At 57.3% G+C, this 23,765-nt stretch carries 22 protein-coding genes, 1 pseudogene and 1 other annotated feature; of the genes and pseudogenes, 12 read left to right on the forward strand and 11 right to left on the reverse strand.

Features of this window, described 5'->3' with window-relative positions; translation table 11 throughout:
• Window positions 1-148: 148 nt before the first annotated feature.
• The 4 genes from PAG01S_RS05670 to PAG01S_RS05685 all read left to right on the forward strand — a co-directional run bounded on the left by PAG01S_RS05670 (window position 149) and on the right by PAG01S_RS05685 (window position 4,168).
• A complete protein-coding gene (locus PAG01S_RS05670) occupies window positions 149-1,111 on the forward strand; it encodes a fatty acid desaturase (RefSeq protein WP_062757979.1) in 963 nt (320 codons plus the stop codon).
• Complete coding sequence (locus PAG01S_RS05675) at window positions 1,104-1,877, forward strand: phosphate/phosphite/phosphonate ABC transporter substrate-binding protein (RefSeq protein ID WP_062757981.1); 774 nt, start codon at window positions 1,104-1,106, stop codon at window positions 1,875-1,877. The genes PAG01S_RS05670 and PAG01S_RS05675 overlap by 8 nt, the downstream gene beginning before the upstream one ends.
• 185 nt (window positions 1,878-2,062) lie before the next feature.
• Window positions 2,063-2,977: a ketopantoate reductase family protein gene (locus tag PAG01S_RS05680; RefSeq protein ID WP_062757983.1), complete on the forward strand. Its 915-nt coding sequence runs from the start codon at window positions 2,063-2,065 to the stop codon at window positions 2,975-2,977.
• A gap of 129 nt (window positions 2,978-3,106) precedes the next feature.
• The gene (locus PAG01S_RS05685; protein ID WP_062757985.1) at window positions 3,107-4,168 is read left to right on the forward strand and encodes a LacI family DNA-binding transcriptional regulator; all 1,062 of its coding nucleotides are present in this window, start codon (window positions 3,107-3,109) and stop codon (window positions 4,166-4,168) included.
• A 93-nt stretch (window positions 4,169-4,261) separates the two neighbouring features.
• Here the strand turns inward: PAG01S_RS05685 and tmaR are convergent, their stop codons facing one another.
• The 3 genes from tmaR to dacD form a co-directional block, all read right to left on the reverse strand.
• Window positions 4,262-4,588 (reverse strand): PTS system regulator TmaR, encoded by a 327-nt coding sequence (tmaR, locus tag PAG01S_RS05690; RefSeq protein WP_004571340.1) that lies wholly within the window; start codon window positions 4,586-4,588, stop codon window positions 4,262-4,264.
• 160 nt (window positions 4,589-4,748) lie between these two features.
• Window positions 4,749-5,807, reverse strand: coding sequence for an FUSC family protein (locus PAG01S_RS05695; RefSeq protein ID WP_010670945.1), 1,059 nt, complete (start codon window positions 5,805-5,807; stop codon window positions 4,749-4,751).
• Window positions 5,808-6,072: 265 nt separating this feature from the next.
• Window positions 6,073-7,236, reverse strand: coding sequence for a serine-type D-Ala-D-Ala carboxypeptidase DacD (gene dacD / locus PAG01S_RS05700; protein ID WP_022624996.1), 1,164 nt, complete (start codon window positions 7,234-7,236; stop codon window positions 6,073-6,075).
• A 152-nt stretch (window positions 7,237-7,388) separates the two neighbouring features.
• Between dacD and PAG01S_RS21555 the strand changes: the two are divergent.
• Together PAG01S_RS21555 and sbcB are read left to right on the forward strand one after the other, a co-directional pair.
• A pseudogene (locus PAG01S_RS21555) lies at window positions 7,389-7,598 on the forward strand (type VI secretion system tube protein Hcp); the annotation flags it as partial.
• 260 nt (window positions 7,599-7,858) lie between these two features.
• Complete coding sequence (gene sbcB, locus PAG01S_RS05705; protein WP_022624997.1) at window positions 7,859-9,286, forward strand: exodeoxyribonuclease I; 1,428 nt, start codon at window positions 7,859-7,861, stop codon at window positions 9,284-9,286.
• A gap of 64 nt (window positions 9,287-9,350) precedes the next feature.
• On the opposite strand, the gene PAG01S_RS05710 is transcribed toward sbcB, so the two are convergent.
• From PAG01S_RS05710 to ltnD, 5 genes are all read right to left on the reverse strand, one after another.
• Entirely contained in the window at window positions 9,351-10,706 is a 1,356-nt protein-coding gene (locus tag PAG01S_RS05710) for a GntP family transporter (RefSeq protein ID WP_062757987.1), read from the reverse strand.
• A 125-nt stretch (window positions 10,707-10,831) separates the two neighbouring features.
• On the reverse strand, window positions 10,832-11,617 hold the full coding sequence (locus PAG01S_RS05715; RefSeq protein ID WP_062757989.1) for an HPr family phosphocarrier protein: 786 nt from the start codon (window positions 11,615-11,617) through the stop codon (window positions 10,832-10,834).
• Window positions 11,617-12,261 carry a 3-oxo-tetronate 4-phosphate decarboxylase gene (gene otnC, locus PAG01S_RS05720; RefSeq protein WP_062757991.1) on the reverse strand — a complete coding sequence of 215 codons (645 nt, stop codon included), beginning with the start codon at window positions 12,259-12,261 and terminating at the stop codon, window positions 11,617-11,619. Before otnC ends, PAG01S_RS05715 begins: the two co-directional genes overlap by 1 nt.
• On the reverse strand, window positions 12,254-13,516 hold the full coding sequence (gene otnK / locus PAG01S_RS05725) for a 3-oxo-tetronate kinase (RefSeq protein WP_062757993.1): 1,263 nt from the start codon (window positions 13,514-13,516) through the stop codon (window positions 12,254-12,256). Before otnK ends, otnC begins: the two co-directional genes overlap by 8 nt.
• Window positions 13,516-14,421, reverse strand: a complete 906-nt coding sequence (gene ltnD, locus PAG01S_RS05730) for an L-threonate dehydrogenase (RefSeq protein WP_062757995.1) — start codon at window positions 14,419-14,421, stop codon at window positions 13,516-13,518. Before ltnD ends, otnK begins: the two co-directional genes overlap by 1 nt.
• Before the next feature lie 267 nt (window positions 14,422-14,688).
• On the opposite strand from ltnD, the gene ygbI reads away from it, so the two are divergent.
• Complete coding sequence (gene ygbI / locus PAG01S_RS05735) at window positions 14,689-15,450, forward strand: DNA-binding transcriptional repressor YgbI (protein ID WP_062757996.1); 762 nt, start codon at window positions 14,689-14,691, stop codon at window positions 15,448-15,450.
• 48 nt (window positions 15,451-15,498) lie between these two features.
• On the opposite strand, the gene PAG01S_RS05740 is transcribed toward ygbI, so the two are convergent.
• A complete protein-coding gene (locus tag PAG01S_RS05740; RefSeq protein ID WP_010248042.1) occupies window positions 15,499-16,857 on the reverse strand; it encodes an APC family permease in 1,359 nt (452 codons plus the stop codon).
• A gap of 405 nt (window positions 16,858-17,262) precedes the next feature.
• Entirely contained in the window at window positions 17,263-18,681 is a 1,419-nt protein-coding gene (locus PAG01S_RS05745) for a glutamine synthetase family protein (protein WP_170933485.1), read from the reverse strand.
• 201 nt (window positions 18,682-18,882) lie between these two features.
• Here PAG01S_RS05745 and puuD point away from each other — a divergent pair, with 201 nt between their 5' ends.
• Genes puuD through PAG01S_RS05760 form a run of 3 tightly spaced genes read left to right on the forward strand, consistent with a single transcriptional unit; the run spans window position 18,883 to window position 21,497 of the window.
• Window positions 18,883-19,650 carry a gamma-glutamyl-gamma-aminobutyrate hydrolase gene (gene puuD / locus PAG01S_RS05750; protein WP_062758000.1) on the forward strand — a complete coding sequence of 256 codons (768 nt, stop codon included), beginning with the start codon at window positions 18,883-18,885 and terminating at the stop codon, window positions 19,648-19,650.
• Entirely contained in the window at window positions 19,643-20,200 is a 558-nt protein-coding gene (puuR, locus tag PAG01S_RS05755) for an HTH-type transcriptional regulator PuuR (RefSeq protein ID WP_010670955.1), read from the forward strand. Before puuD ends, puuR begins: the two co-directional genes overlap by 8 nt.
• 19 nt (window positions 20,201-20,219) lie before the next feature.
• Window positions 20,220-21,497 (forward strand): NAD(P)/FAD-dependent oxidoreductase, encoded by a 1,278-nt coding sequence (locus PAG01S_RS05760; protein WP_062758002.1) that lies wholly within the window; start codon window positions 20,220-20,222, stop codon window positions 21,495-21,497.
• A 168-nt stretch (window positions 21,498-21,665) separates the two neighbouring features.
• On the opposite strand, the gene PAG01S_RS05765 is transcribed toward PAG01S_RS05760, so the two are convergent.
• Entirely contained in the window at window positions 21,666-22,493 is an 828-nt protein-coding gene (locus tag PAG01S_RS05765) for an SDR family oxidoreductase (protein ID WP_062758004.1), read from the reverse strand.
• Window positions 22,494-22,672: 179 nt separating this feature from the next.
• Between PAG01S_RS05765 and hisL the strand changes: the two genes are divergently transcribed.
• A complete protein-coding gene (gene hisL, locus PAG01S_RS22215; RefSeq protein ID WP_100396937.1) occupies window positions 22,673-22,720 on the forward strand; it encodes a his operon leader peptide in 48 nt (15 codons plus the stop codon).
• Window positions 22,696-22,816 (forward strand) — a sequence feature (His leader region). (Overlaps the previous gene by 25 nt.)
• 48 nt (window positions 22,817-22,864) lie before the next feature.
• Window positions 22,865-23,764: an ATP phosphoribosyltransferase gene (gene hisG, locus PAG01S_RS05770; RefSeq protein WP_062758006.1), complete on the forward strand. Its 900-nt coding sequence runs from the start codon at window positions 22,865-22,867 to the stop codon at window positions 23,762-23,764.
• Window position 23,765 lies beyond the last annotated feature (1 nt).

Below are 23,765 nucleotides of genomic sequence, written 5' to 3' on the forward strand. Positions count from 1 at the left end.
AGGTTACGCCCCCGGAGCCGCCACTGATAGTCAATATCTTTCAGCGCCATATTCAGGAATTTCGACATAGCTAAGCAGATTATCCACTTTGCCTTTGCCCGCCCTTTCTTTCACTGTTCAGATTCCCGCTTCCGCTGTCAGGTGAATCATGCACACCGGTTATCTCTCTCTACAGCAGCGCGCCTGGCTTAAAGCGCGCGCACGCAGCTGGCTCTGGCGCAGCGAACTGCCGACCTGGCTGCTAATCGGTGTGATCTATGGCGGCTGGTTTGCGGTGATGCTGAACGCGCAGACGCTGGGACGGCTGCCCGCCACCCTGCTGCTGATCGTCTTCACTGGCTGGTATATGTCGCTCCAGCATGAGCTGATTCACGGGCATCCCACCCGCTGGCCGCGGGTGAATCAGCTATTTGGCACCCTGCCGCTGGCGGTCTGGTATCCCTACGGACTCTATCGCGATTCTCATCTGGCCCATCATCGCAATCACACCCTGACCGAGCCGGATGAGGATCCGGAAACCTACTACCTCTCCGCTGCTCGCTGGGCGAAGTTACCGCGCTGGCAGCAGCAGCTGATTCATCTGCGTAACACTTTTTTGGGACGGTTGCTGCTCGGCCCGCTGCTGGATGTAGCGGCGACCTTCGGCGGGATGTGGCAGGCACTGCGCCGTGGCGATCGGCCCGCGATAGCGATGTGGCTGCTGCACGGGACGCTGCTGGCACTGCTGTTTTTCTGGATGGCGCGGCAGGGATTTTCGCCGCTGTGGTATCTGCTGGCGGTGAGTTATCCGGCGCTGGCGCTGACCAAAGTGCGATCCTTCTACGAGCATCGTGCGGCGGACGATCCGCTGGCACGGTCAGTGAATAATGAAGCGGCATGGCCGTGGCGCATGCTATTCCTGAATCTGAACTACCATTCAGTGCATCACGACCTCCCCGGCGTCCCCTGGTATGGCCTGCGTCGTCTCTATCTGCGCGACCGCGAGCATTACTACCAGCGCAATCATGGCTTTCGCGTGGCGGGTTATCGGGTCTGGCTGCGTCAGTTCTGGGTCAGACCGGTCGGGGTCAATGTCCATCCGGGACGATCAGCGGAGAAAACGCATGAATAACCTGCTCGCCTTGCCGATGTATGCGATTCACCCGCCCGCCACACGGGCACTGATGCAGGCTGTGGTTGCCCTGCTGACGCAGCACGGCATCGCTACGCAGCCGGTCTGGCCTGAGGACCTGCTGACACACTGGCAGGATAACCGGTTGTTGCTGAGCCAGACCTGCGGCTATCCGCTGGTCAGCCAGCTTCCTGCGGTTCAGCTGGTCGGCACCTTTCACTATCAGGCCACAGGCTGCACCGGCCGTGACTATCGCAGCTGGCTGGTGGCGCGGGACAAACAGGCGACGCTGGCCGATTTTAACGGCCAGCGGGCCGTAGCTAACAGCCTGGACTCTCACTCCGGCTATAACGCGCTGCGGTTTGTGGCTGCGCTTCAGGGCGTGAGGTTTTCGCAGCTGCTGCTGAGCGGCGGGCATCGTCAGTCGCTGGCGGCGCTGCGCGATTCACAGGCGGATATCGCGGCTATCGACTGCGTCAGCTGGGCGCTGCTGGCGCGCTATGAGCCGGATGCGCTGCGCGGCCTGCATATCATCGGTGAGACGCCAGCCGCACCCGGATTGCCGTTGATCACGGCAGCCCCGACGTCAGTGGACCGGCTGGAGAGACTCCGCTCGGCACTGCATCAGCTGGTGAACGATCCCGCCTGGCGCACCGTCTGCGACGATAACCTGATCGGCGGATTCAGCCCGGTGCAGCGAGACGATTATCAGGGCGTGCTGGCGTGGGAACAGCAGGCTGCCGCGCTGGGCGTCACCCGGCTGTAACACACCCCTCTGTTTCGAACTGCTTACCGGGCAGGGAAAATCTGATTTCTCTGCATCGTCACCTCCCTGCCCGCGCTTTCCCGGCCTCTCATTTCATGCTCCCCGACGCGCTCTGACCGAGGCTAAGACTGGTAAGCCCGGTCACGGCGTTCTAAGGTAGAGGTTTTCAGCAGAGGGAGAGTGGGATGCGCATTCTGATGGCAGGCGCCGGCGCGACCGGTGGATATTTTGGTGCAAGGCTGGCTCAGGCGGGCCAGGACGTGACTTTTCTGGTCCGTGAACGGCGTTATCAGCAGCTTCAGGCCAGCGGCCTGGTGTTGCAGACGCCACAGGGCACTGAAACGCTAAAGCCGCAGCTGGCTCAGGCGAGCAGCCTGACGGGCCACTATGATCTGATTATCGTGACGGTGAAGAGCTTTGCCCTTGATCAGGTGATGGAGGATATTGCACCTGCAGTGGGCCCGGAAACATTGATCATGCCGATTCTGAACGGATTGCGGCACATCGCAACGCTGCAACAGCGTTTCGGCGAAGATAGGGTGATTGGCGGCCTGTGCAAAATCAACGCGACGCTGGGTGACAATGGCGAAGTAATTCAGATGACGCCGCTGCATCAGCTCTATTATGGCGCGCTGGACGGTAACAACGATGCGCGACTGCAGCGGGTTGATGCGGCGCTGCGTGACTGTCAGGTCGATACCCGATTCAGCGATAACATCATGGATGAGCTGTGGGAGAAGTGGCTGCTGCTGAGCACGCTCGGCGCGGTTTGCTGCCTGGCGCGCGGAAATACCCAACAGATACTCACCTCGCGCGGCGGCGAAGCGCTGTTACAGGGTGTTTTCTCGGAGATTCTGTCAGTCATTACTGCCGAAGGCTATCAGACGCGTCCGGCGGCCACTGCCCGCATTCTTGAGCTGTTAAGCGATCCGGCCACCCCGATGACCTCCTCAATGTACCGCGATTTAACCCAGGGCTTTGATATCGAAGCCGATCAGGTGATAGGTGACCTGCTGCTGCGGGCGAAACGCCATAGTCTCGCCACGCCACTGCTTAACGCGGTGGATGTGAACCTTCAGGTCTATCTGCAGCAGCGTTAATGGCCCTGCCAGATGCCGTGACCGGGTGCCGCAACGGACCCGGTTTTTGTGGTCGTGAAAGTGTGGTGTGCAGCAGCAGTGCGGCAGGAAAATTTGCTACACTCGTCGCTTCATCTTTTGGAGAGTTCAATGACTTCCCGCTCCGTGACCCTCGATGATGTCGCTCAACTTGCCGGCGTCTCATATCAAACCGTTTCACGTGTTTTAAACCGTTCTGAACAGGTGTCAGCCCGCACGCGGGAAAGGGTTGAGGCGGCGATGCTGCAGCTCAATTATGTGCCCAATCGTGTGGCGCAGCAGCTGGCCGGTAAGGCGACGCGCACGCTAGGTCTGGCCACCAGCGACCTGGCCCTGATGGCTCCTGCGCAGATCGCCTCGGCGATCCAGCAGCGCGCCGCCGGGGCGGGTTATCATCTGGTGATCGCCATGGACAGTGGTAACGATGCGGCAGCAACGGTGAATGAACTGCTGGCACAGCGGGTCGATGGACTGCTGATCAACCTGCCACTGGAGGCAGATGAGGCGCAACAGATCCAGTTGCTCTGCGGCAGCAAACCGGTGCTGTTTCTGGATGTCGAACCCCAGGCGGCGGTAGCGCAGTGTCAGTACCCGAATGAGTCTGGCGCACGTGCCGCCGTTGAACATCTGGTGGCGCTGGGTCATCGTCAGATTGGTTTGTTAAACGGGCCGCTGCGCTCGGTCTCGGCCCGTCAGCGTGAAAATGCATGGCGTCAGGCGCTGGCCGATCATCAGCTGACACCGCACTGTTCTCTGCGCGGCGACTGGAGCGCGCAGTCGGGTTATCAGGCGCTGCTGGCGCAGCTTCCCGACGATCTGCCGCAGGCGCTGCTGGTGGCGAACGATCAGATGGCGTTGGGTGCGATGCGGGCGCTACATCAGTATGGCGTAGCCATTCCTGGCGAGATATCGGTGATTGGATATGATGACACCGCTGAGAGTGCGTGGTATCAGCCGCCGCTGACCACGGTGCGGCAGGATTTGCAATTTCTCGGCGCGCAGAGCGTCGAGCGGATGCTGGCCCGGCTTCAGGGAGCAGAGGCGTCAGACAACGCGCTGGAAACCACGCTGGTAATCCGAGAGACCACCGCCCCGCCTGCTGATGAGCGGGTCAATTTAGTGGCGCTGTCACAGCAGTTACAGGTGATCGCCCGCAGGCTGGCGGGAAAATAACCCTGCGCTGACGCAGGCAATAAAAAACCCGCCCCACCAGAGTGGATGCGGGTTGGCATAGGACGTCTGGCGCTTGCGCGCTGCTGTCTGCCCTTACGCTTTCGGGTGTTCGCCCACGCCCATCGCTTTGATCTTTTTCGACAGCTCGCGACGCTCTTTAGACAGGTCGGCGTTTTTGATGATGTACTCATCCACGCGATCTTCATAATCCACACGCATGCTGGCGATGATTTCCTGAATAGCCTCAACGCTCATGCCGGGTTTGATATATTCGCTCAGGTTGTCGAGCAGCAGTACGCGCTTCTGGTTGTCGCGAATTTTCTTCTCGTTGTCGACAATTTCACGCTGCAGTTTGTTTTTGCGGCGGAACATACGCACGAACTCCAGTACGTCCTGAAATGATTGCTTGGCATTTTCCATGATGGCACCTTTCTTTGAGCCTGCTGACGCAGGGAGAGAGTCAAAACGATCAGCTTAGCGGCTAGCCCGCCAGGTAAGCAATTTTCACAGCTAAATTCAGACTGGCTCTTATCTTAGCGCAAAGAAACCCTGTTTCACATTAAGTCATTGTCTGAGGTGATTATTTGCGCAGCGCCATCCGCATCAGGTCGGTCATCCGTTCCAGCTGTTTTGCCAGTTCCAGTGTCAGCCAGACGTAGCCGTAGATCGGCGTCTCCTCCAGACCTTCGCTGCCCGCTTCCGCGATCAGTCGCCGCAGTTCGCCACTGATTTCGGTCAGCTCGTGACTGTTAGCCACCACCTCTTCCGTTTCCCCTTCAATCGCCATGACCGACAGCGCCCGCAGCGTGTTCTCAGTCATCTGCTGGGTGCGGCGCAATGCAGGCGCGTTAAGCATAATCAGATGGCTCTCGCGCGATGCCCACCAGGCATTAATCTGCATCTCAATGGTGTAAACCATATTACGGTTGATGGTCTGGATCGCTTCAAGCACCGATTTTGGGATGCGCGTCTCTTTGCTTGACGGCTCCAGCAGCGCCCGCATTTTGATCACGCTGCTCAGCAATTTGCCCAGCGGCTTGTTCAGGCGTGGCTTTTCAACCAGATTTGGCGAGAAGCCGGCGTGATAGATTTTTGCCATTTCCGCCAGCGCGTCGGAGAGCTGAATGCGCCAGTGTGTATAGGCACGCTGCGCCCAGATAGCGGTAAACAGCAGCGCCATCAGCGATCCCAGAATCACATCACCGCCGCGCCACAGTGCCATCGTGAAATCGCCGGTTGGTGCGCCCACGACCACGCTCAGTGTAATCCCGATCAACAACGCCATGTAGGGATGTTTGCCCAGCGTCAGGTAGCCACTGATCATCATGATGATGCCGCACCAGGCCAGCATCATCGGCATCGAGATCAGCTCCAGCTTCAGGGCGATCAGACCGGATATTGACCCGGCGACCGTGCCGCTGATGCGCTGCAGTGCACGTGGAAAGACATTTCCCCAGGTGGAGATGGGCCCCATCACCACCACCAGCGTAATCAGCGGCCAGGTGCCTTCAGGGATATCGGTCGCCCGCACAAAGATAAAGCAGAGCAAAAAGGCGATGGCAATACGCACACCGTGGACGGAGCGATAATGGCGATAAAACCAGAACTCCAGTTTTGATATGGGCTTATCGGGACGCAAAATGACTTTCCGGTTGCGGGAACATGGTGTGGCTATCTTAACGCTGAACGCGGCTCAGGCTTAGCGCGGGCCGGATATTTAAAACAGTTTTGACGTTCGCTTACAATTATCAACATCCGCCTCACATACTTTCCCGGTAGTTAAAAACAACTTAATGCGATTTTTTAACCTTTATCGGCTCTCAGTAACACATTCAGGGCAGCCAGCGTGCAAGTAAAAACGGGCAGCCCGCAGGCTACCCGTTTTAGTGCTGACAATCGGCTAATCAGAACTTCTGCCTGAGATAATCCGTCAGGCGGGTAATGACGCCTGCAGGTTCAACCGCACTCAGCGCCACCAGCGGATAGTGGGCAATCTGCTGATCTTTATCCATCACCTGAATTTCACCAATGACTTCGTTGGCTTTCAGCGGGGCTTCCAGATCTTTGCGATCGATGACGTACTTCGCCTTCACGTTCTGCACTTCACTGCGCGGCAGTGACAGATAAACATCTTCTGCGGTACCCACATCCACCTGATGAGGATTGCCATACCAGACGTTTTCGCTGCCAATTTTCTTACCGGCATGGAACAGCTGAACGGTATCAAAGGTGTTCTGTCCCCAGACCAGCAGTTTACGCGCCTGCTCTTCGCGGCCTTTCGGGCTTTTACCGCCCATGACGACGGCGATCAGGCGATGCTTGCCCACCACATTCGAGGCGATGATGTTAAAGCCCGCGGTCTCAGTGTGACCGGTTTTCAACCCATCAACGTGGAGATTATTATCCCACAACAGGCCATTACGGTTGTTCTGGGTAATGCCATTCCAGGTCAGGGTCTTCTCACTGTACATGGCATAAAAATCAGGCTCACCATCAATAATGGCGCGTGACAGTTTCGCCATATCCAGCGCGCTGGAGAACTGACCCGGCGCATCCAGACCATGAACCGTTTCAAAATGGGTATTCTGCAGGCCGAGCTTCTCAACGTAGTGATTCATCATGCCGACGAAGTTCGCTTCGCTGCCCGCCACATAATCAGCCAGGGCAACGCAGGCGTCGTTACCGGAGTCGATGATGACGCCACGGCTTAAATCCCGGACGCTCAGCTTATCGCCTGGCTTCAGGAACATCAGCGAGGAGCCTTTGAACACCGGATTACCCGCCGCCCAGGCATCTTTTCCGACCGTAACCATGTCGTCACGGCTGATTTTCTTCTGGTCAATGGCGCGATCAACCACGTAACCGGTCATCAGTTTGGTCAGGCTGGCGGGATTACGGCGTTCATCGGGATTGCCAGCGGTCAGAACCTGTCCTGTGGTGGCATCCATCAGCACCCAGGAAGCCGCATCAATCGCCGGAGGCGTCACAGGAAAGGGAATCGCATCAGCCTGTGCCAGCGAGGCCCAAAAAACAGTAGCGGTAACGGTGAACAGCAGACGCCTTTTCAACACTTCATCCTTAATTGCACGGGAGAGAAAATTTCTAAAACGAAACGGAAACAGCCGCACGTTTTACGGCAAAAGCGTTGTGAAGGTTTGAATAAATTGAAAAAAAGTATGAACTGCGACGGGTATGGCTGATGCCTGCAGGGGGGAGGTAACGGCTAATTGATGCAGGAATTGAGACCGAATATTTCAATATCATGCTGGAAAACGTTAAGGTCACCACGGTATCGCCCTGCCTTTCACCCAGCGGCATGAGCAGCACGCATCTGGAAACACCGGAATTACGGTATGCAGCAATAACCTGGAAATATGCCGAAGGGAATATTATCTATCGTGGCACATGGAATGAGCGAGCTACAGCCTGAGAGGTAAAAAGTCCGCTTTACTCCTTGCCCCTGACCGCTCAGTCAGATACTACGCCCCCCGCTACCATCCGAAACTTCAGGCCAGTCGGATTATGGTTTACCATGTAGTGAGTGAAGCCTGAGCCTGCATGACCTTGCCCGGCAAAGGCACCGCTCTCGCACCAGCAGCCAGGCGCCGATGAAGAAAGGCATCCAGCGAACGGGAAGCCTGATGACTTTCTGTTCATCAGTTTAGTGAACGCAATGAACGGATATGAAATTTGAATAACGACCGCGTACAGCCCACTTTCCTCTTCCACGATTACGAGACCTTCGGCACCAGCCCTTCTCGTGACCGGCCAGCCCAGTTTGCCGGCCTGCGCACCGACAGTGAGTTTAATCCGGTCGGCGAACCCGAAGTGTTCTACTGCCGTCCGCCTGATGACTATCTGCCACAGCCCGAAGCGGTGATGATCACCGGCATTACCCCGCAGATAGCGATGAGTCGCGGCGTGATCGAAGCTGAGTTCGCTGAACGCATCCACGCGTTGTTCACCACGGAGCAAACCTGTGTGGTGGGCTACAACAACGTGCGTTTCGATGATGAAGTGACGCGCAATATCTTCTATCGCAACTTTTACGATCCCTATGGCTGGGCCTGGCAAAACGGCAACTCACGCTGGGACCTGCTCGACGTGATGCGTGCCTGCTACGCGTTACGGCCAGAAGGGATCAACTGGCCTGAGAATGAAGAAGGTTTTCCCAGTTTCCGGCTGGAGCATCTGACCAAAGCAAACGGCGTCTCCCATGAAAATGCGCACGATGCCATGTCCGACGTTTACGCCACGCTGGCGATGGCGAAGCTGGTGAAGGAGAAGCAGCCAAAACTGTTTGAGTTTTTGTTTACCCATCGTAACAAAAACAAGCTGATGAACCTGATTGATATCCCGCAGATGAAACCGCTGGTTCATGTCTCCGGCATGTTCGGTGCCGCGCGCGGTAACACCAGTTGGATCGTACCGCTGGCCTGGCATCCCGATAACCGCAATGCGCTGATTGTGGTGGATCTGGCGGGCGATATGTCACCACTGCTGCAACTGGATGCCGACACGCTGCGTGAGCGTCTTTACACGCCGAAAAACGATCTCGGCGATCTGCCTGCGGTGCCGGTCAAACTGGTACATATCAATAAGTGTCCGGTGCTGGCGCCTGCCAGTACGCTACGACCGGAAGATGCGGCCCGGCTGAATATTGATCGTCAGCACTGCCTGGCGAATCTGGCGCTGCTGCGTCAGCAGCCCGACGTGCGGGAAAAACTGGTCACGCTGTTTGCCGAAGCGGAGCCTTTTACGCCGTCAGATGATGTGGACACACAACTCTATGATGGCTTCTTCAGTGATGCCGACCGGGCGGGGATGAATATTATCCGTCAGACCGCGCCTGCGAATCTGCCTGCGCTGGACCTGAGCTTTGAGAGTGCGCGGGTAGCGAAACTGCTGTTCCGCTACCGGGCGCGTAACTTCCCCGGCACGCTGGACGATGCCGAGCAGCAACGCTGGTTGCAGCACCGCCGTGAGGTGCTGAATGCCGAGCGGGTGCAGGCGTTTATGCAGGAACTGGAAGCTCTGGCGAATCTGCATGAAGCGGATGCAGAAAAGGTTGGGCAGCTTAAAGCGCTCTATCTCTATGCCCAGGAGCTGGTCTCCTGAGCCGCTCTGCCGTCCCTTCACCTCACCCGGCCTGCTTCTGCCGGGTGAGCGTGCGCTATCCGGGTTATAACACTGTCCACGCCAGCCAGGTCAGCGCAAAGCCGCTCAGCCCCATTAGTGTTGTCAGCACCGTCCAGGTGCGTAAACCGTCGGCCACCGAAAGTCCCAGATAACGGGTCACTACCCAGAATCCTGCATCATTGACATGCGATAATCCCAGACCACCAAAACAGGCCGCCAGGGTGACCAGTACCCGTTGCATATCCGTCACGCCGGTCACCGCCTGGGTCAGCAGCCCGCTGGTGGTCAGGATCGCCACCGTGGCGGAACCCTGTGATGCACGCAGCGCCAGCGACAGGATAAATGCCGCTGGCACCAGCGGCAGATGCAGCGTTTCAAGCGTGACCGCCAGCGCTTTACCCACGCCCGACTCCACCAGCACTTTGCCGAATGCACCACCGGCCCCGGCCACCAGAATCACGCTGGCTGAGGTGGGAATGGCCCGGCCGGTCAGATCTTCCAGCTTATCTTTGCTCCAGCCACGCCGTACGCCCAGCAGCCAGGCCGCCAGCCCTAAGGCAATCAGCAGGGCAATCGGCGGTGTGCCGATCACGGTCATCACACTACGCAGCAGACTCCCTTCAGCCAGCAGTGTGTGTGACAGAGTTCCCAGCACGATCAATACAATCGGGACCACAATCAGGCCGCTGATGGTGAGCGCACCGGGTGGTGCCGGTTCATTCTTCTTTTCCTGCCCTTCCGGCCTGGCCATCTGCAACTGTTCCAGCACCTCCACCGACAGAGGGTAGTGGCGACGGTTCATGAATTTCGCTACGTAGTAGCCGATGATCCCGACCGGCACGGAAATCGCGATTCCCAGTATCATCAGCCATCCCATGTCGGTGTGCAGGATCCCGGCTGCCGCCGCTGCGCCCGGATGGGTCGGCAATGCCAAATGTACCGTCAGCATCACGCCCGCCATCGGCAGGCCAAACTTCAGCGGCGAGACCCGCGCCACTTTGGTAAAGCCATAAATCAGCGGAATAACAATGATAAAACAGACTTCAAAAAATACCGGGATGCCAAGGATAAAGGCCGCCATGGTCAATGCCGCAACGGTACGCTTCAGCCCCAGCGTTTTACTGAAACGCTGCGCCAGCGACTCGGCACCGCCCGAGGCTTCAATGATCGCCCCGAGCATGGCACCAAGCACGATGATGATGGTGATGTGACCAAGCAGGCCGCCCATCCCGGTGATAATCGTCTCCATGATTTTTTCAGCCGGAATGCCGGTGGCGATGGCCACCAGCAGACTGACAATTAACAGGGCGACAAAGGGATGAACTTTGGCTTTGATGACCAGCAGCAGCAGGATCACGATGCTGGCGGTCGCTATGGCTAATAGCAGTGCGGTGGACATAGTAAACCTCAGAAATTGTTATATTTTTTAGGTTATCGCCGTACAGAATAAACAGGTGCAGGGTCAGAAAAAGGACGAAAAAATCTCAACCGGTGCCGAAACACCGGTTTTTTTAGCCCGTTAAATCAGGTTTTTCTCGCCCAGGGCGCAAACCAGCCAAGACCAGCGGTAGTGTTGCCGCGCGGGATATATTCGCAGCCCACCCAGCCGGAATAGCCGACCTCATCCAGCAGTGAGTAGAGATAGGGGTAGTTGATTTCACCCTCATCCGGTTCATGACGATCCGGTGCCGAAGCAATCTGCACGTGCCGATAGCGTCCGGCATAGTGGCGAATCAGATGGCTGAGGTTGCCATCCACCCGTTGCGCATGGAACAGGTCGAGCTGAGTGAAGACATTGGGTCGATCGATCTGTTCGACCATCTCCAGCGTCTGATACTGGCTGGCATAAAGATAGTTGGGTTTGGTTGTGGGATTAAGCGCCTCAATCAGCAGGATGATGCCGTGCGGCGCAAAGCGCTCAGCCGCATAACGCATATTGCTGATAAAGGTCTCAACGTAGCGCTGACGGTCAGCGTCGGGCGGCACCGTCGCCGCCATGATGTGCACCTGCGGGCAGTTCAGCGCCAGCGCATAGCTCAGGGCGCGATCGATATCCGCCTTTGCTTCTGCTTCACGTCCGGGGATGGCCGAAACGCCCCACTCACCCACTGCGACGTTGCCGGGTGCGGTATTGAACAGCACCAGTTGCAGCTGGTTATCATCAAGCCACTGCTTGATCTGCGTGGCGGGATAGTCATAAGGAAACAGAAATTCGACGGCGGTGAAACCGGCTTTCGCCGCTGCAGCGAAGCGTTCAGCAAACGGCAATTCAGTAAATTGCGTCGAAAGGTTAGCAGCAAACTTCGGCATTATCGGCTCCTTAATTCTGCCACTTCGGCATCATTGAGATAACGGATCGGGCGGTCTCCCAGGGTAAAGATGAGCCGGGCGGTCTCCTCCAGCTCTTCAGTGTTGTCTGCCGCTTCCTGCAACGATTTCCCCACTACCACCGGGCCATGATTCGCCAGCAGGAAGGCACGGTAACGTGGAGCCAGCGCCGCGAGATCCTCGGCCAGTCGCCCATCACCCGGCTTGTAGTAAGGCAAAACCGGCACATCACCGACACGCATCACCACATAGGGGGTAAACGGACGGATGCAGTTGTCCATGTCCAGCCCCTGTAAGCAGGAGAGCGCCGTCAGGTAGTGGCTATGCAGATGCACCACCGCCCTGCAGTCGGGATTATTCAGATAGAGCGCGCGGTGAAACGCAATCTCTTTGGAGGGTTTATCACCTGAGAGCCATTCGCCGTCAGGCGTGACTTTTGCCAGCCGGTCACCCTGTAATTCACCCAGGCATGAGCCGGTGGGTGTCGCCAGCAGATTGCCATCCTCCAGCAACATTGAAAGGTTGCCCGCCGAGCCGGTGGCATAGCCGCGCTGAAAAAACGATGCGCCAAGACGCACCATCTCGTCACGCGCCTGCTGTTCCGTTAAAGAGAAAGATTCAGACATCAGTAAACTCCGTTTGCGCGCGGCGGAAGAAATCTTCATCGCCAAAATTGCCCGATTTCAGTGCCAGAGAGAGCGGCTGATGAATGTCGCGCACCCAGGGCACGCCGGGCGAAATCGTCGGGCCGATGTGAAAGGCCGTCACACCCAGGCTCTGTGCGACCACGCCGGAGGTTTCGCCACCCGCCACGATAAAGCGCTGCCATCCGCGCCGTTTCAGCTCGCGGGTGACGGCAGCAAACAGCTGCTCAACGGCTTCGCTGCTGCGCTGAGCACCATAACGCTGCTGAATCTCCTGCAATTGTTGCGCGTCAGCGGTGGCAAACAGCAGGGGTGCCAGCGTCTGATCGCTGTTCGCTTCCACCCAGTCGCATAACTGCCGGGCATAAGCCCCGGCATCGTCCAGACAGCGTTCAGTCTCAACTTCGCAGGCCGGTGCCAGCTGGCGGTACGCGGCGACCTGACGATTGGTCATCTGTGAACAGGAACCGGAAAGCACCACGGCACGATCGCCCTGCGGACGGCCTGCCTGCTCCGCTTTTGCATCACTCTGAGCCGCTGCCCACTGCCGTGCCAGACCGATGGCCAGCCCGGAACCGCCGGTGACCAGCCGCAGATCGCTCAGTGCTTCGCCCAGGGTCAACAGATGTTCCTGATGCAGGACGTCAGTTACGACGTAGTTGATCCCCTGCGCCGCCAGCTGACCCAGCGCCTGCCGTACTGACTCAGCGCCCTGATCGACCTGTGCCGCAGCGATCAGACCGGCTTTGCCCCTCGCCTGTGATGTCATCAGCCGCAGCAGGTTGCTGTCGTGCATCGGTGTAACCGGGTGATGCCGCATACCAGACTCTGACAGCAGCTGATCGCCGACAAACAGGTAGCCCTGATAAACGGTGCGGCCATTCACCGGCAGCGCCGGACAGATCACCGTCTGCGTTTCACCCAGCGCCTGCAGCAGGGCGTCGGTTACCGGACCGATATTGCCCTGCGCGGTGCTGTCGAAGGTGGAACAATATTTGAAGTAGAAGCGCTCACAGCCTTGCTTCTGCAGCCATGCCAGCGCAGCCAGTGACTGAGCAACCGCCTGGTCTGCCGGACAGGAGCGGCTCTTCAGGCTGACCACAATCGCCTGCGCCTCTGTGATTTCCTCGCTGTCAGGAATGCCGTTGAACTGAATGGTGGTCAGCCCGTTCTGCACCAGAAAACTGGCGATGTCAGTCGCACCCGTAAAATCGTCCGCTATCACGCCAAGCCGCATCAGATTTTCTCCTCTGCCTGCGGCAGCGTGATGCCGCTGAAGATTTTAATTACTGCACTGTCATCTTCACGGCCATAACCGGCGTTGCTGGCTTCGGTGAACATATTGAGGGCGGTTGAGGCCAGCGGCAGCGGGAAGTGCAGGGATTTTGCGGTATCGGCCACCAGATTGAGATCTTTCACAAAGATATCGACCGCAGATTTCGGGCTGTAGTCGCCATCCACCACATGCCGCATGCGGTTTTCGAACATCCATGAATTGCCTGCGGCGTTGGTGACCACTTCATACATGGTTTCCAGCGGGATGCCGGCACGCGCCGCCAGCGCCATCGCTTCTGCCCCGACCGCGATGTGAACACCTGCCAGCAGCTGATGGATAATTTTGACGGTTGATCCGAGGCCGATCTCACTGCCCACGCGATACACTTTGGCTGCCACGGCATCCAGTACAGATTGCAGTTGCGTAAAGGCCGCTTCACTGCCGGACGCCATCACCGTCATCTCACCGCTGGCCGCTTTAGCGGCACCGCCGGAGACCGGTGCATCCAGCATCAGCAGCTGATATTGCGCCAGCTGTTGTTCAATCTGCTGCGCATCCCGGGCGGACAATGTGGATGAGACCATGACCACGGTGCCGGGACGCAGTTTTGCGGCCAGGCCCTCTTCACCAAACAGAATGGCGTTAACCTGCTGCGCATTTACCACCAGCAGCAAAACGGCATCAAGCTGGTCTGCAAAGGCGGATGCTGAAGCCTGCGCATCACGCGCGCCCGCCTGGCGTAAGTTCTCAAGCGCGGCGGGATTCAAATCGACACCCCAGGTATTGAGACCGGCACGCAGGCAGGATTTCGCGGCACCCATGCCCATGGAACCTAACCCGATAACGCAGATATTTTCAGCTGGCACGATACGCCTCCACTGTTAATTTAAGTGATTATTTGTTTGTTACTGTTAATCCTGCCAGTTTACTGCCGCCAAAAATGTGTTACCGCTCACAAAAAAATATTCCCGATGTGAACCAGAACAATTTTTAACATTACCAGATTGGCAGCACCGGCCCTGCCGCAGTGCAGTTACCGCCGTCGTTGCCGGGATTGCCGCTGTTATTATTTGTTCTGGTTAACCCGCAGATACTTTATAATGTGAAAAAATGGTAATCATCAGGGAGCCGATATGATTCCGGTTGAACGTCATCAACAGATTCTTGCGCTGGTGGCCGATCGTGGCGTGGTGAGCATTGCAGAACTCACTGAACGGCTGGGTGTGTCACACATGACCATACGCCGTGATGTGCAGAAACTGGAGGAGCAAGGGGCCGTGCTGTCGGTCTCCGGCGGCGTGCGCTCAGCCGACCGGCTGGCGGCTGAGCCGTCACATCTGACGAAAAGCGCCCTCTACAATGAGGAGAAGCGCGCCATTGGTCGCACCGCCGCCCGACAGATCCCCCGTAACAGCTGCATCTACCTGGATGCCGGCACGACAACGTTAGCCCTGGCAAGAGAAGTGGTGGATCGCGATGATTTACTGGTGGTGACCAATGATTTTATGGTGGCGAATCTGCTGATGGAGGCCAGTCAGTGCCGGGTTATTCACACGGGCGGCACCGTATGCCGTGAGAACCGCTCCTGTGTCGGCGAGTCAGCGGCACGCAGCCTGCGTCATCTGGCCATTGATATTGCCTTTATTTCCGCCTCCTGTTGGGGGCCGCGTGGCTTGTTTACGCCGGATGAAGATAAGGTGACGGTGAAGCAGGCGGTGAGTGAGGTGAGCAGTAAGCGGGTATTGCTGAGTGACAGTTCGAAGTACAACAGGATTGCGACGTTTCTGGCTTTACCGCTGGAGAGCTTTGATCGGGTGGTGACAGATACGCATCTGAGTGAGTCGGCGCGGGAGCTGTTAAGTGCGGGGAGCTGTGAACTGGTGCTGGCTGGTTAAGCTGTCGCCGCCTTCCCTGAGGCCGGGAAGGCGGCAACGTGAGCGCGATTAAACTTCTTCGCTGAACTGCGGCACCGGATTACGGAAGCTGCGGGTTACGAACGCCAGGTAGATAATCCCGATGGCGGCCCAGATCAGGCCCAGCTCCATAGAACTCTCTTCCAGGTTCACCCACAGCGCACCCACCGTCAGCGCGCCAAGCAGCGGCAGCAGCAGATACTGAACGTGATCTTTCAGCGTGCGGTTACGCTTCTCACGGACCCAGAACTGCGCAATCACCGACAGGTTAACGAAGGTAAACGCCACCAGCGCACCAAAGTTAATCAGCGCGGTTGCGGTCACCAGGTCGAAGTTAATCGCCATCAGCGCAATCGCACCCACCAGCAGCACGTTGAGCGACGGGGTACGCCATTTTGGATGGATGTAACCGAAGAAACGCTCCGGGAACACGCCATCACGGCCCATCACATACATCAGACGCGAGACGCCAGCGTGCGCCGCCATACCGGATGCCAGCACCGTGACCACCGAGAAGATCAGGATGCCGACCTGCAACGCTTTACCGGCCACGAACAGCATGATTTCAGGCTGCGATGAGTCCGGGTGCTGGAAGCGTGTGATGTCCGGGAAGTAGAGCTGCAGGAAGTAAGATGCCGCGATAAAGATCACACCACCAATCAGCGCGGTCAGGAAAATAGCGCGCGGAATGGTGCGTTCTGCATCTTTGGTCTCTTCCGACAGCGAACTGATGCCATCAAAGCCGAGGAACGAGAAGCAGAGTATCGTCGCACCGGTAATCATCGGCACTACATGCGCATTCTCAGACCAGAATGGACGGCTGCTCACCAGCGTGCCGGAACCCACGCCGCTTGCCACACCGTAGATTACCATCGCGGTAATCCCGACCATGACAACCACCTGCAGCACCACAATCACACTGTTGAAGTTGGCGACGGTTTTGATGCCCTTGAGGTTAGAGAGCGTCATAAACCCGACCAGCAACACCACAAAAATCCACGACGGGATGCCCGGCACCAGCGATTCGAAATAGTTTTTAGCCAGCAGGATGTTGATCATCGGCATGAACAGGTAGTCCAGCAGTGATGACCAGCCGACCATAAAGCCGACATGCGGACTGATCGCCTTCTGAGCGTAGGTATAAGCGGAGCCCGCAGATGGGAAGCGGCGTACCAGCTTACCGTAACTCACGGCAGTGAACAGTATCGCAATCAGCGCGAAAGCATAAGCGGTGGCGACGTGACCTTCGGTCAGCCCGGAAACGATGCCAAAGGTATCGAACAGGGTCATAGGCTGCATGTAGGCTAAGCCCATCATGACGACCGGAAGTAACGTAAGTGTTTTTTTGAGTTGCGCACGCTGCGGTGCGGCGGAGGTATTAAGCGACATGCTTCAGTCCCCCATGTGCGACAACCTGGCTGGGCTGGGTCACAGGGCAACTGCGCATTAAGCGACAGGGAGTAAGGTTAGCGGTTAACGCGGCGCCGTAGTCATCACGAAAACGCGTACCAGCGTTGGCTGGCAGAGTGTAAAACATCCCCATCTTTGTCATCCTCAATCTCACGCTTATGCGTGTTTTCAGTGTTTATCTATCCGGGTGCGTGCCCGGCCTCGGTTAAGTCAGCAAAAAACGCTCTCATAAAACTGGATGCAAAAAAATAACCGGCGCGGTTAGCGTCGGTTATCATCTGATTTTGCAGGCCGCGTATTCTGCCCTAACCCATGGCAGGAATACAAGCTATCGGGGCATCTTATGCAAAAAAAAGGCCGCTAGCTGACAGCTAAAAAAACCTGTCAGGCATTTTTCAGCATCCAGTCGATCTCGGTAGACGTAATCAGCCGTTCAAACTGCATCAGTTCATGATGCTTACAGCTGTGCCAGACACTGGCAAAGCGTTCGCCCAGTAACTTCTGCAGCGGATAGCTGTTGTCAAACTCATACAGCGCATCGCTCTGGCGGATCGGCAGTGCCAGACCCTCGGCATGGTGACCGTTGCCGGTGACCGGATGGGGCAACGGCAACTGGGTATCCAGCCCATGCAGCATCCCGGCAAGAATAGCCGACACTACCAGGTAGGGATTAGCATCCGCGCCCGCAACCCGGTACTCAATACGATGATTGTCGATATCCCCGCACGGCACCCGCAGCGCAACGGTACGGTTGTTATGGCCCCACGATGCCTGCAACGGCACATAGGCGTCCGGAACAAAGCGGCGATAGGCATTCACATTGGGTGCCAGCAGCGCCATTGAGGCGGGCATCAGATCGATCATCCCAGCCAGCGCCCGTTTCATCAGCGGCGAATCACTGCCGTCATCGCAGGCGAAGGCGTTATGATCGGCGGCATCCAGCATGCTGATATGCACATGCATGCCGCTGCCCGCGTACTCCTCATAGAGCTTCGCCATAAACGTCGCGGTCATACCGTGGTTTTCCGCCACCTGACGAATCAGTCGCTTCAGCTGCACCGCATGGTCACAGGCCCGCAGCACGTCGCGGGTATGATGCAGGTTAATTTCAAACTGTCCGGGCGAGGCTTCCGCCAGCGCACCATCGGCCGGGATGCCCTGCTGACGGGCCAGATCGTCGATGTCACGCAGCACATCGGCGAAATGATCGAGGTTATCTACCGAGTAGACCTGGCTCTGCATATTGCGTTCATCACTGCCGGGGGAACACGGCGGCTGGATAAAGCCTTCGGCATCGCGCTTTTTGTCCACCAGATAGAACTCCAGCTCTACCGCTACCACCGGGAACAGACCTCGGTTACGCAGCTGTTGCCACAGCCGGTTAAGGACATTTCGGGGTTCAACGTCAAAGGGAGTGCCATCTTGGTTGCACATGGTTAACAGCAGTTGCGCAATGTGTTGAGGGTCAGACGCGGAGGGAACTAAAGTACCGGTGACGGGCAGGCAGAGATTATCGGGTTCGCCCAGTGACTGGCCGAGTCCCGCTTCTTCTACTGTGTTGCCGAGGATATCCATGGCAAACACCGAGGCGGGGAAATAACACCCTTTTTCCAGCTTAGGCAGCGCAGAGACCGGAATGCGCTTGCCGCGGAACACACCATTTAAATCATTTAACAGGATGTCGACATACTGCGTGTCAGGATGGCGCTCCAGCCAGGTTTTCACCTCAAGCTGGAACGCGCTGGTTCGTTTCTCTTCACTGTGAAGCGTGAAGTCTTCCACTTCTACTAGGTTAGTCATGATCTCACCCGCCCCTATTAGGTTTGCGTAATGCTCAAAATAACAGCCACACCACTAACATAGCGCCAACATAAAAAGTGTGCAAATGTAACAAATCTGTTTGAAGAACAAACAGCAGATTGCTAGATTGAAAAAATATTGCACACTTAACCGCCAGACGTGCCCTTTCGGTAGATATTTCGAACAGCGATGCGAGGACGTGAGATGGGCATTATTTTTGACAAGCCGTTGATTGGCGTAGTGATGTGCCAGAAGGATCTGGGCGGCCATCCGAGCCAGACGGTTCACAATAAGTATACCGATGCGGTTGTCCTTGCGGGTGGCGTACCGCTGGCCCTGCCCCACAGCCTGATGAATGCGCCTCATCTATTAGAAAACGCTATGGCTGTTCTGGATGGCCTGCTGCTGACCGGCAGCCCCAGCAATATCGAACCCTGGCATTATGGCGAGGCAGGCGAAGAGCTGCATGCCGATCCGGGCCGTGACCATCTCGCCTTTCAGCTGATCACCTGGGCCACCAGCCACAAGATGCCGATGTTCGGGATCTGCCGTGGGCTGCAGGAGCTGGTGGTGGCAAATGGCGGTGCGCTGTGGCGGGAGCTCAGCGGGCAGCCGTCGTTTCAGCGTCACCATGAAGATGAGACGCTGCCGCTGAAGCAGCAGTATGCTCAGGCGCATCCAATCACTATCGAACCCGACGGCCTGCTGGCGACGCTGCTGGACAGCAACAGTCCGCTGGCGGTCAATTCACTGCATCATCAGGGGGTACGCGAACCGGGCCCGCAGTTGCGCGTTGAAGCGCGAGCGCCGGATGGCCTGATTGAGGCGGTGAGTCTGCGCCATCATCCCTTCGCCCTGGCGGTGCAGTGGCATCCCGAGTGGCAGCCGGAAAGCACGGCGGGATCGCAGGCGCTGTTCAGTGGCTTTATTCAGGCCGCCATTCATTATCACAAGGAAAAAGAAAATGAGTGATGCCACGCTGGCGCCGGGACGACGGCTGGCGCAGATCCGGCAGACACTGGGGCTGTCGCAACGCCGTGTCGCCGAACTGGCCGGACTGACCCATAGCGCCATCAGCACCATTGAACAGGACAAGGTCAGCCCGGCGGTCAGTACCCTGCAGAAGCTGCTGAAAGTCTATGGGCTCTCGCTGTCTGAGTTCTTCTCGGAACCTAAACCGGATGCGGAACCGAAGGTCATTGTCCGCGCCAGCGACCTGCTGGAGATTGGCAGTCAGGGGGTTTCGCTGAAGCTTATCGACAATGGCCGTGCACAACGCACGCTGGGCATGCTGCTGGAAACTTATCAACCCGGTGCCAGCACCGGCGAGAAGCTGCGTCATCCGGGCGAAGAAACCGGCACGCTGCTGGAAGGAGAGATTACGCTGGTCATCAACGGAGAGCACTATCATCTCTCCGCCGGAGAGAGCTACGTCATTGATACGGGCTTACCACACAGTTTCACCAACCGTGCTGAAATCCCCTGCCGCATTGTCAGTGCCCATACGCCAGCCAACTTTTAGGCGCATTCAGGAGATTGTTATGAATTACGTGGAGAGTTATTACGCAGCGACCGCCAATCCACATGCGCCCTGGCCGACATTACAGGAGAGTATTCAGTGTGACGTCTGCATTATTGGCGGCGGTTTCACCGGTCTTTCGGCGGCACTGCATCTGACCGAGGTGGGCTATGACGTGGTCGTGCTGGAAGCAGCACGGGTCGGCTTTGGTGCCAGCGGGCGTAACGGCGGTCAGGTGGTGAACTCCTACAGCCGCGACGTGGATGTGATTGAGCAGCGCTACGGTAAAGAGAGCGCCCGTATGCTGGGCAGCATGATGTTTGAAGGCGCTGAAATCATCCGCGATCGCATTAAGCGGTACGCGATCGACTGCGATTACCGGCCTGGCGGCGTTTTTGCGGCCCTGAATGCGCGTCAGCTGGCGCATCTGCGAAAACAGAAAGCGTTATGGCAGCAGTATGGGAATCATGATCTGGAACTACTGGATGAGCGAGCCATCCGCCGTGAAGTCGCCACCGAACGCTACGTTGGCGGGCTGCTGGATCGGCGCGGCGGCCATCTGCATCCGCTGAACCTGGCGCTGGGGGAAGCGGAGGCGATCCGTCGACATGGCGGACGCATCTATGAACAGTCCGCGGCGACCAGTGTGGTTTATGGCACACCAAACCGGGTAAAAACCGCCCAGGGCGAGGTCAGCGCGACCTTTGTGATCTTCGCCGGGAATGCCTATCTGGCCCCGCAGCTGGAACCGCGACTGAGCAGGAAAAGCATGCCGTGCGGATCGCAGATTGTGGCAACCGAACCGCTGTCAACCGACCAGGCGTTGTCGCTGATGCCGAATAACTACTGTGTGGAAGATTGTAACTATCTGCTGGATTACTTCCGTCTGACGGCGGACAACCGGCTGCTCTATGGCGGCGGCGTGGTTTATGGCGCACGGGAACCGGCCGATATTGAAGCGTTGATCCGGCCCAGGCTGCGCCGCACTTTCCCGCAGTTGCAGAACGTGAAACTGGACTTCAGCTGGAGCGGCAATTTCCTGCTGACGCTGTCGCGCATGCCGCAGTTTGGCCGACTGGAGAAGAATGTCTATTTTATGCAGGGTGACAGCGGTCATGGCGTAACCAGTACACATCTTTCCGGCAAGCTGATCAGCGAAGTGTTACGCGGCGACGCCGAGCGTTTTGATGCCTTCGCCCGCCTGCCTCATCTCCCGTTTCCCGGTGGGCGACGATTTAAGGTGCCGCTGACGGCGATGGGCGCGGTGTGGTATGCGTTGAGGGATCGGTTAGGGGTATGAGGCTGAGGGCCAGACCTGGCTGTCTGGCCTGATGAAAACAGGTCTTTCAGCGAGGCACATTCTGCCCAGTAGTTTAAACTGCTTTAGTATGTTGTAACTATGAAAAGAGCAGAACCCTTATATATCAGAGCGGGAGCAATCAGCCCCCGCAACAGCGCCAGCCGCGTATCACTCCAGTGGCATTTTAATCGGGTCGTCATAGCGGTACTCAAAACCGAGTTCGCTACAGATGCGGGAACCGTCAATCAGCTTGCCGCTATTCTTTTCCGCCTCGGGTGCGAACTGCGGCGGCTGCAGCCCAAGCTGGTGCGTGACCGCAGGATAGAAGGTGTCACGCGAGGGATGTTTCGAGGCACACAGATTGTAGACCCGGCCCCCTTTGGGCGACTGCAGTAGCAGCGTGATCGCCTCCACCACATCATCCAGATGCACCAGATTCACGCCCTGCGAGCCATTGGCCACATCCTGCTTGCCGGCGAGGAAGCGTCCCGGATGGCGCTTTGGTCCTACCAGACCGGCCAGCCGCACAATATCCACGCTGGTGCCTGGCAGATCGTGCAGCCAGTTCTCCAGTTTAACCAGCGTCTTTCCGGCCACCGTTTCTGCGTCCAGCGGGCTGTTTTCCCGCTTAGCGCCGGCGCTGCTGCCATAGACTGAGGTGGAACTGGTAAAGATAATGCGCGGTACCTTATAAACCAGCGCGGTATCGACCACATTCTGCACCGCCTGCAGATAGGCTTCGCCCCCTTCCGCAGTGCGGCTGGCGGGCAGTGTAACGATCAGCGCATCGACGTTGAATAGCGGCTCAATATCGGCGGCATCACAGAGCAGTTCCGGCGTCAGTTCCAGCTGGAACGCCTCAATGCCGCAGCGGCGTGCCGCGTCTATACCGTCTGGCGTGGTTTTGCTGCCGGTGACCTGCCAGCCTCGCGCCGTTAACGCCGTGGCCAGCGGCATACCCAACCAGCCCAGTCCCACAATCGCGACCTTCTTCATTTTGACTCCTGACGTGAAACATCAACCCTGACTTCACCGTAGTTTGCCCCCGGATTGCAAACCAGAACAACCTGTTTCAGCGCTTTCCGAACCGCCCGTTTAAAAAAGTGTTGCCAAGCGCAGCCATCTTCGCTAGGTTAAACCCCACAAATGAATACTCATTCATCGACGAGATTATTATGACACGCGTTCAGTTCAACCATCATCACCACCATCATCCTGACTAGTCTTTCAGGCGATTGGTGCTGGAAGACTTTCAAGATCTTCCAGTGGTGTGAACGCAAGAGAACCCCCGGAAGATCGTCTTCCGGGGGTTTTTTTATGGGCTGACGTAACCACACATTCAGGACCGAATTAAGAGGACAGGAACCATGTTAGATAACACCCGTTTACGCATAGCTATGCAGAAATCTGGCCGTTTAAGTGATGATTCACGCGAACTGCTGGCGCGCTGCGGCGTTAAAATCAACCTTCAGCAACAGCGCCTGATTGCGTTTGCGGAGAACATGCCGATCGACATCCTGCGCGTGCGCGATGACGATATTCCTGGCCTGGTGATGGATGGTGTGGTCGATTTAGGCATCATCGGCGAGAACGTGCTGGAAGAGGAGCTGCTGTCGCGCCGCGCCCAGGGTGAAGATCCGCGCTACTTTACGCTGCGCCGCCTCGACTTCGGCGGTTGCCGTCTGTCACTGGCGATGGCGACAGATGCCGAGTACACCGGCCCGAAATGCCTGGATAAATCCCGTATCGCCACCTCCTATCCGCACCTGTTAAAACAATACCTCGACAAAAAAGGCGTCAGCTTTAAGACCTGTTTACTGAACGGTTCCGTAGAAGTGGCGACCCGCGCCGGTCTGGCTGACGCCATCTGCGATCTGGTCTCTACCGGTGCTACGCTGGAAGCCAATGGCCTGCGCGAAGTTGAAGTGATCTATCGTTCAAAAGCGGTGCTGATCCAGCGTGACGGCGAGATGCCTGCCGCGAAGCAGGAGCTGATCGACAAAATGATGACCCGTATTCAGGGCGTGATTAAAGCGCGTGAATCGAAGTACATCATGCTGCACGCGCCGAGTGAGCGTCTGGAAGAAGTGATCAGCCTGCTGCCTGGCGCAGAGCGCCCGACCGTGCTGCCGCTGGCAGGCGATGTCAGCCGCGTGGCGATGCACATGGTCAGCAGCGAAACCCTGTTCTGGGAAACCATGGAAAAACTGAAAGCGCTGGGTGCCAGTTCGATTCTGGTACTGCCTATTGAGAAGATGATGGAGTAAA

The organism is Pantoea agglomerans NBRC 102470, from assembly GCF_001598475.1.
Taxonomy (GTDB): domain Bacteria; phylum Pseudomonadota; class Gammaproteobacteria; order Enterobacterales; family Enterobacteriaceae; genus Pantoea; species Pantoea agglomerans.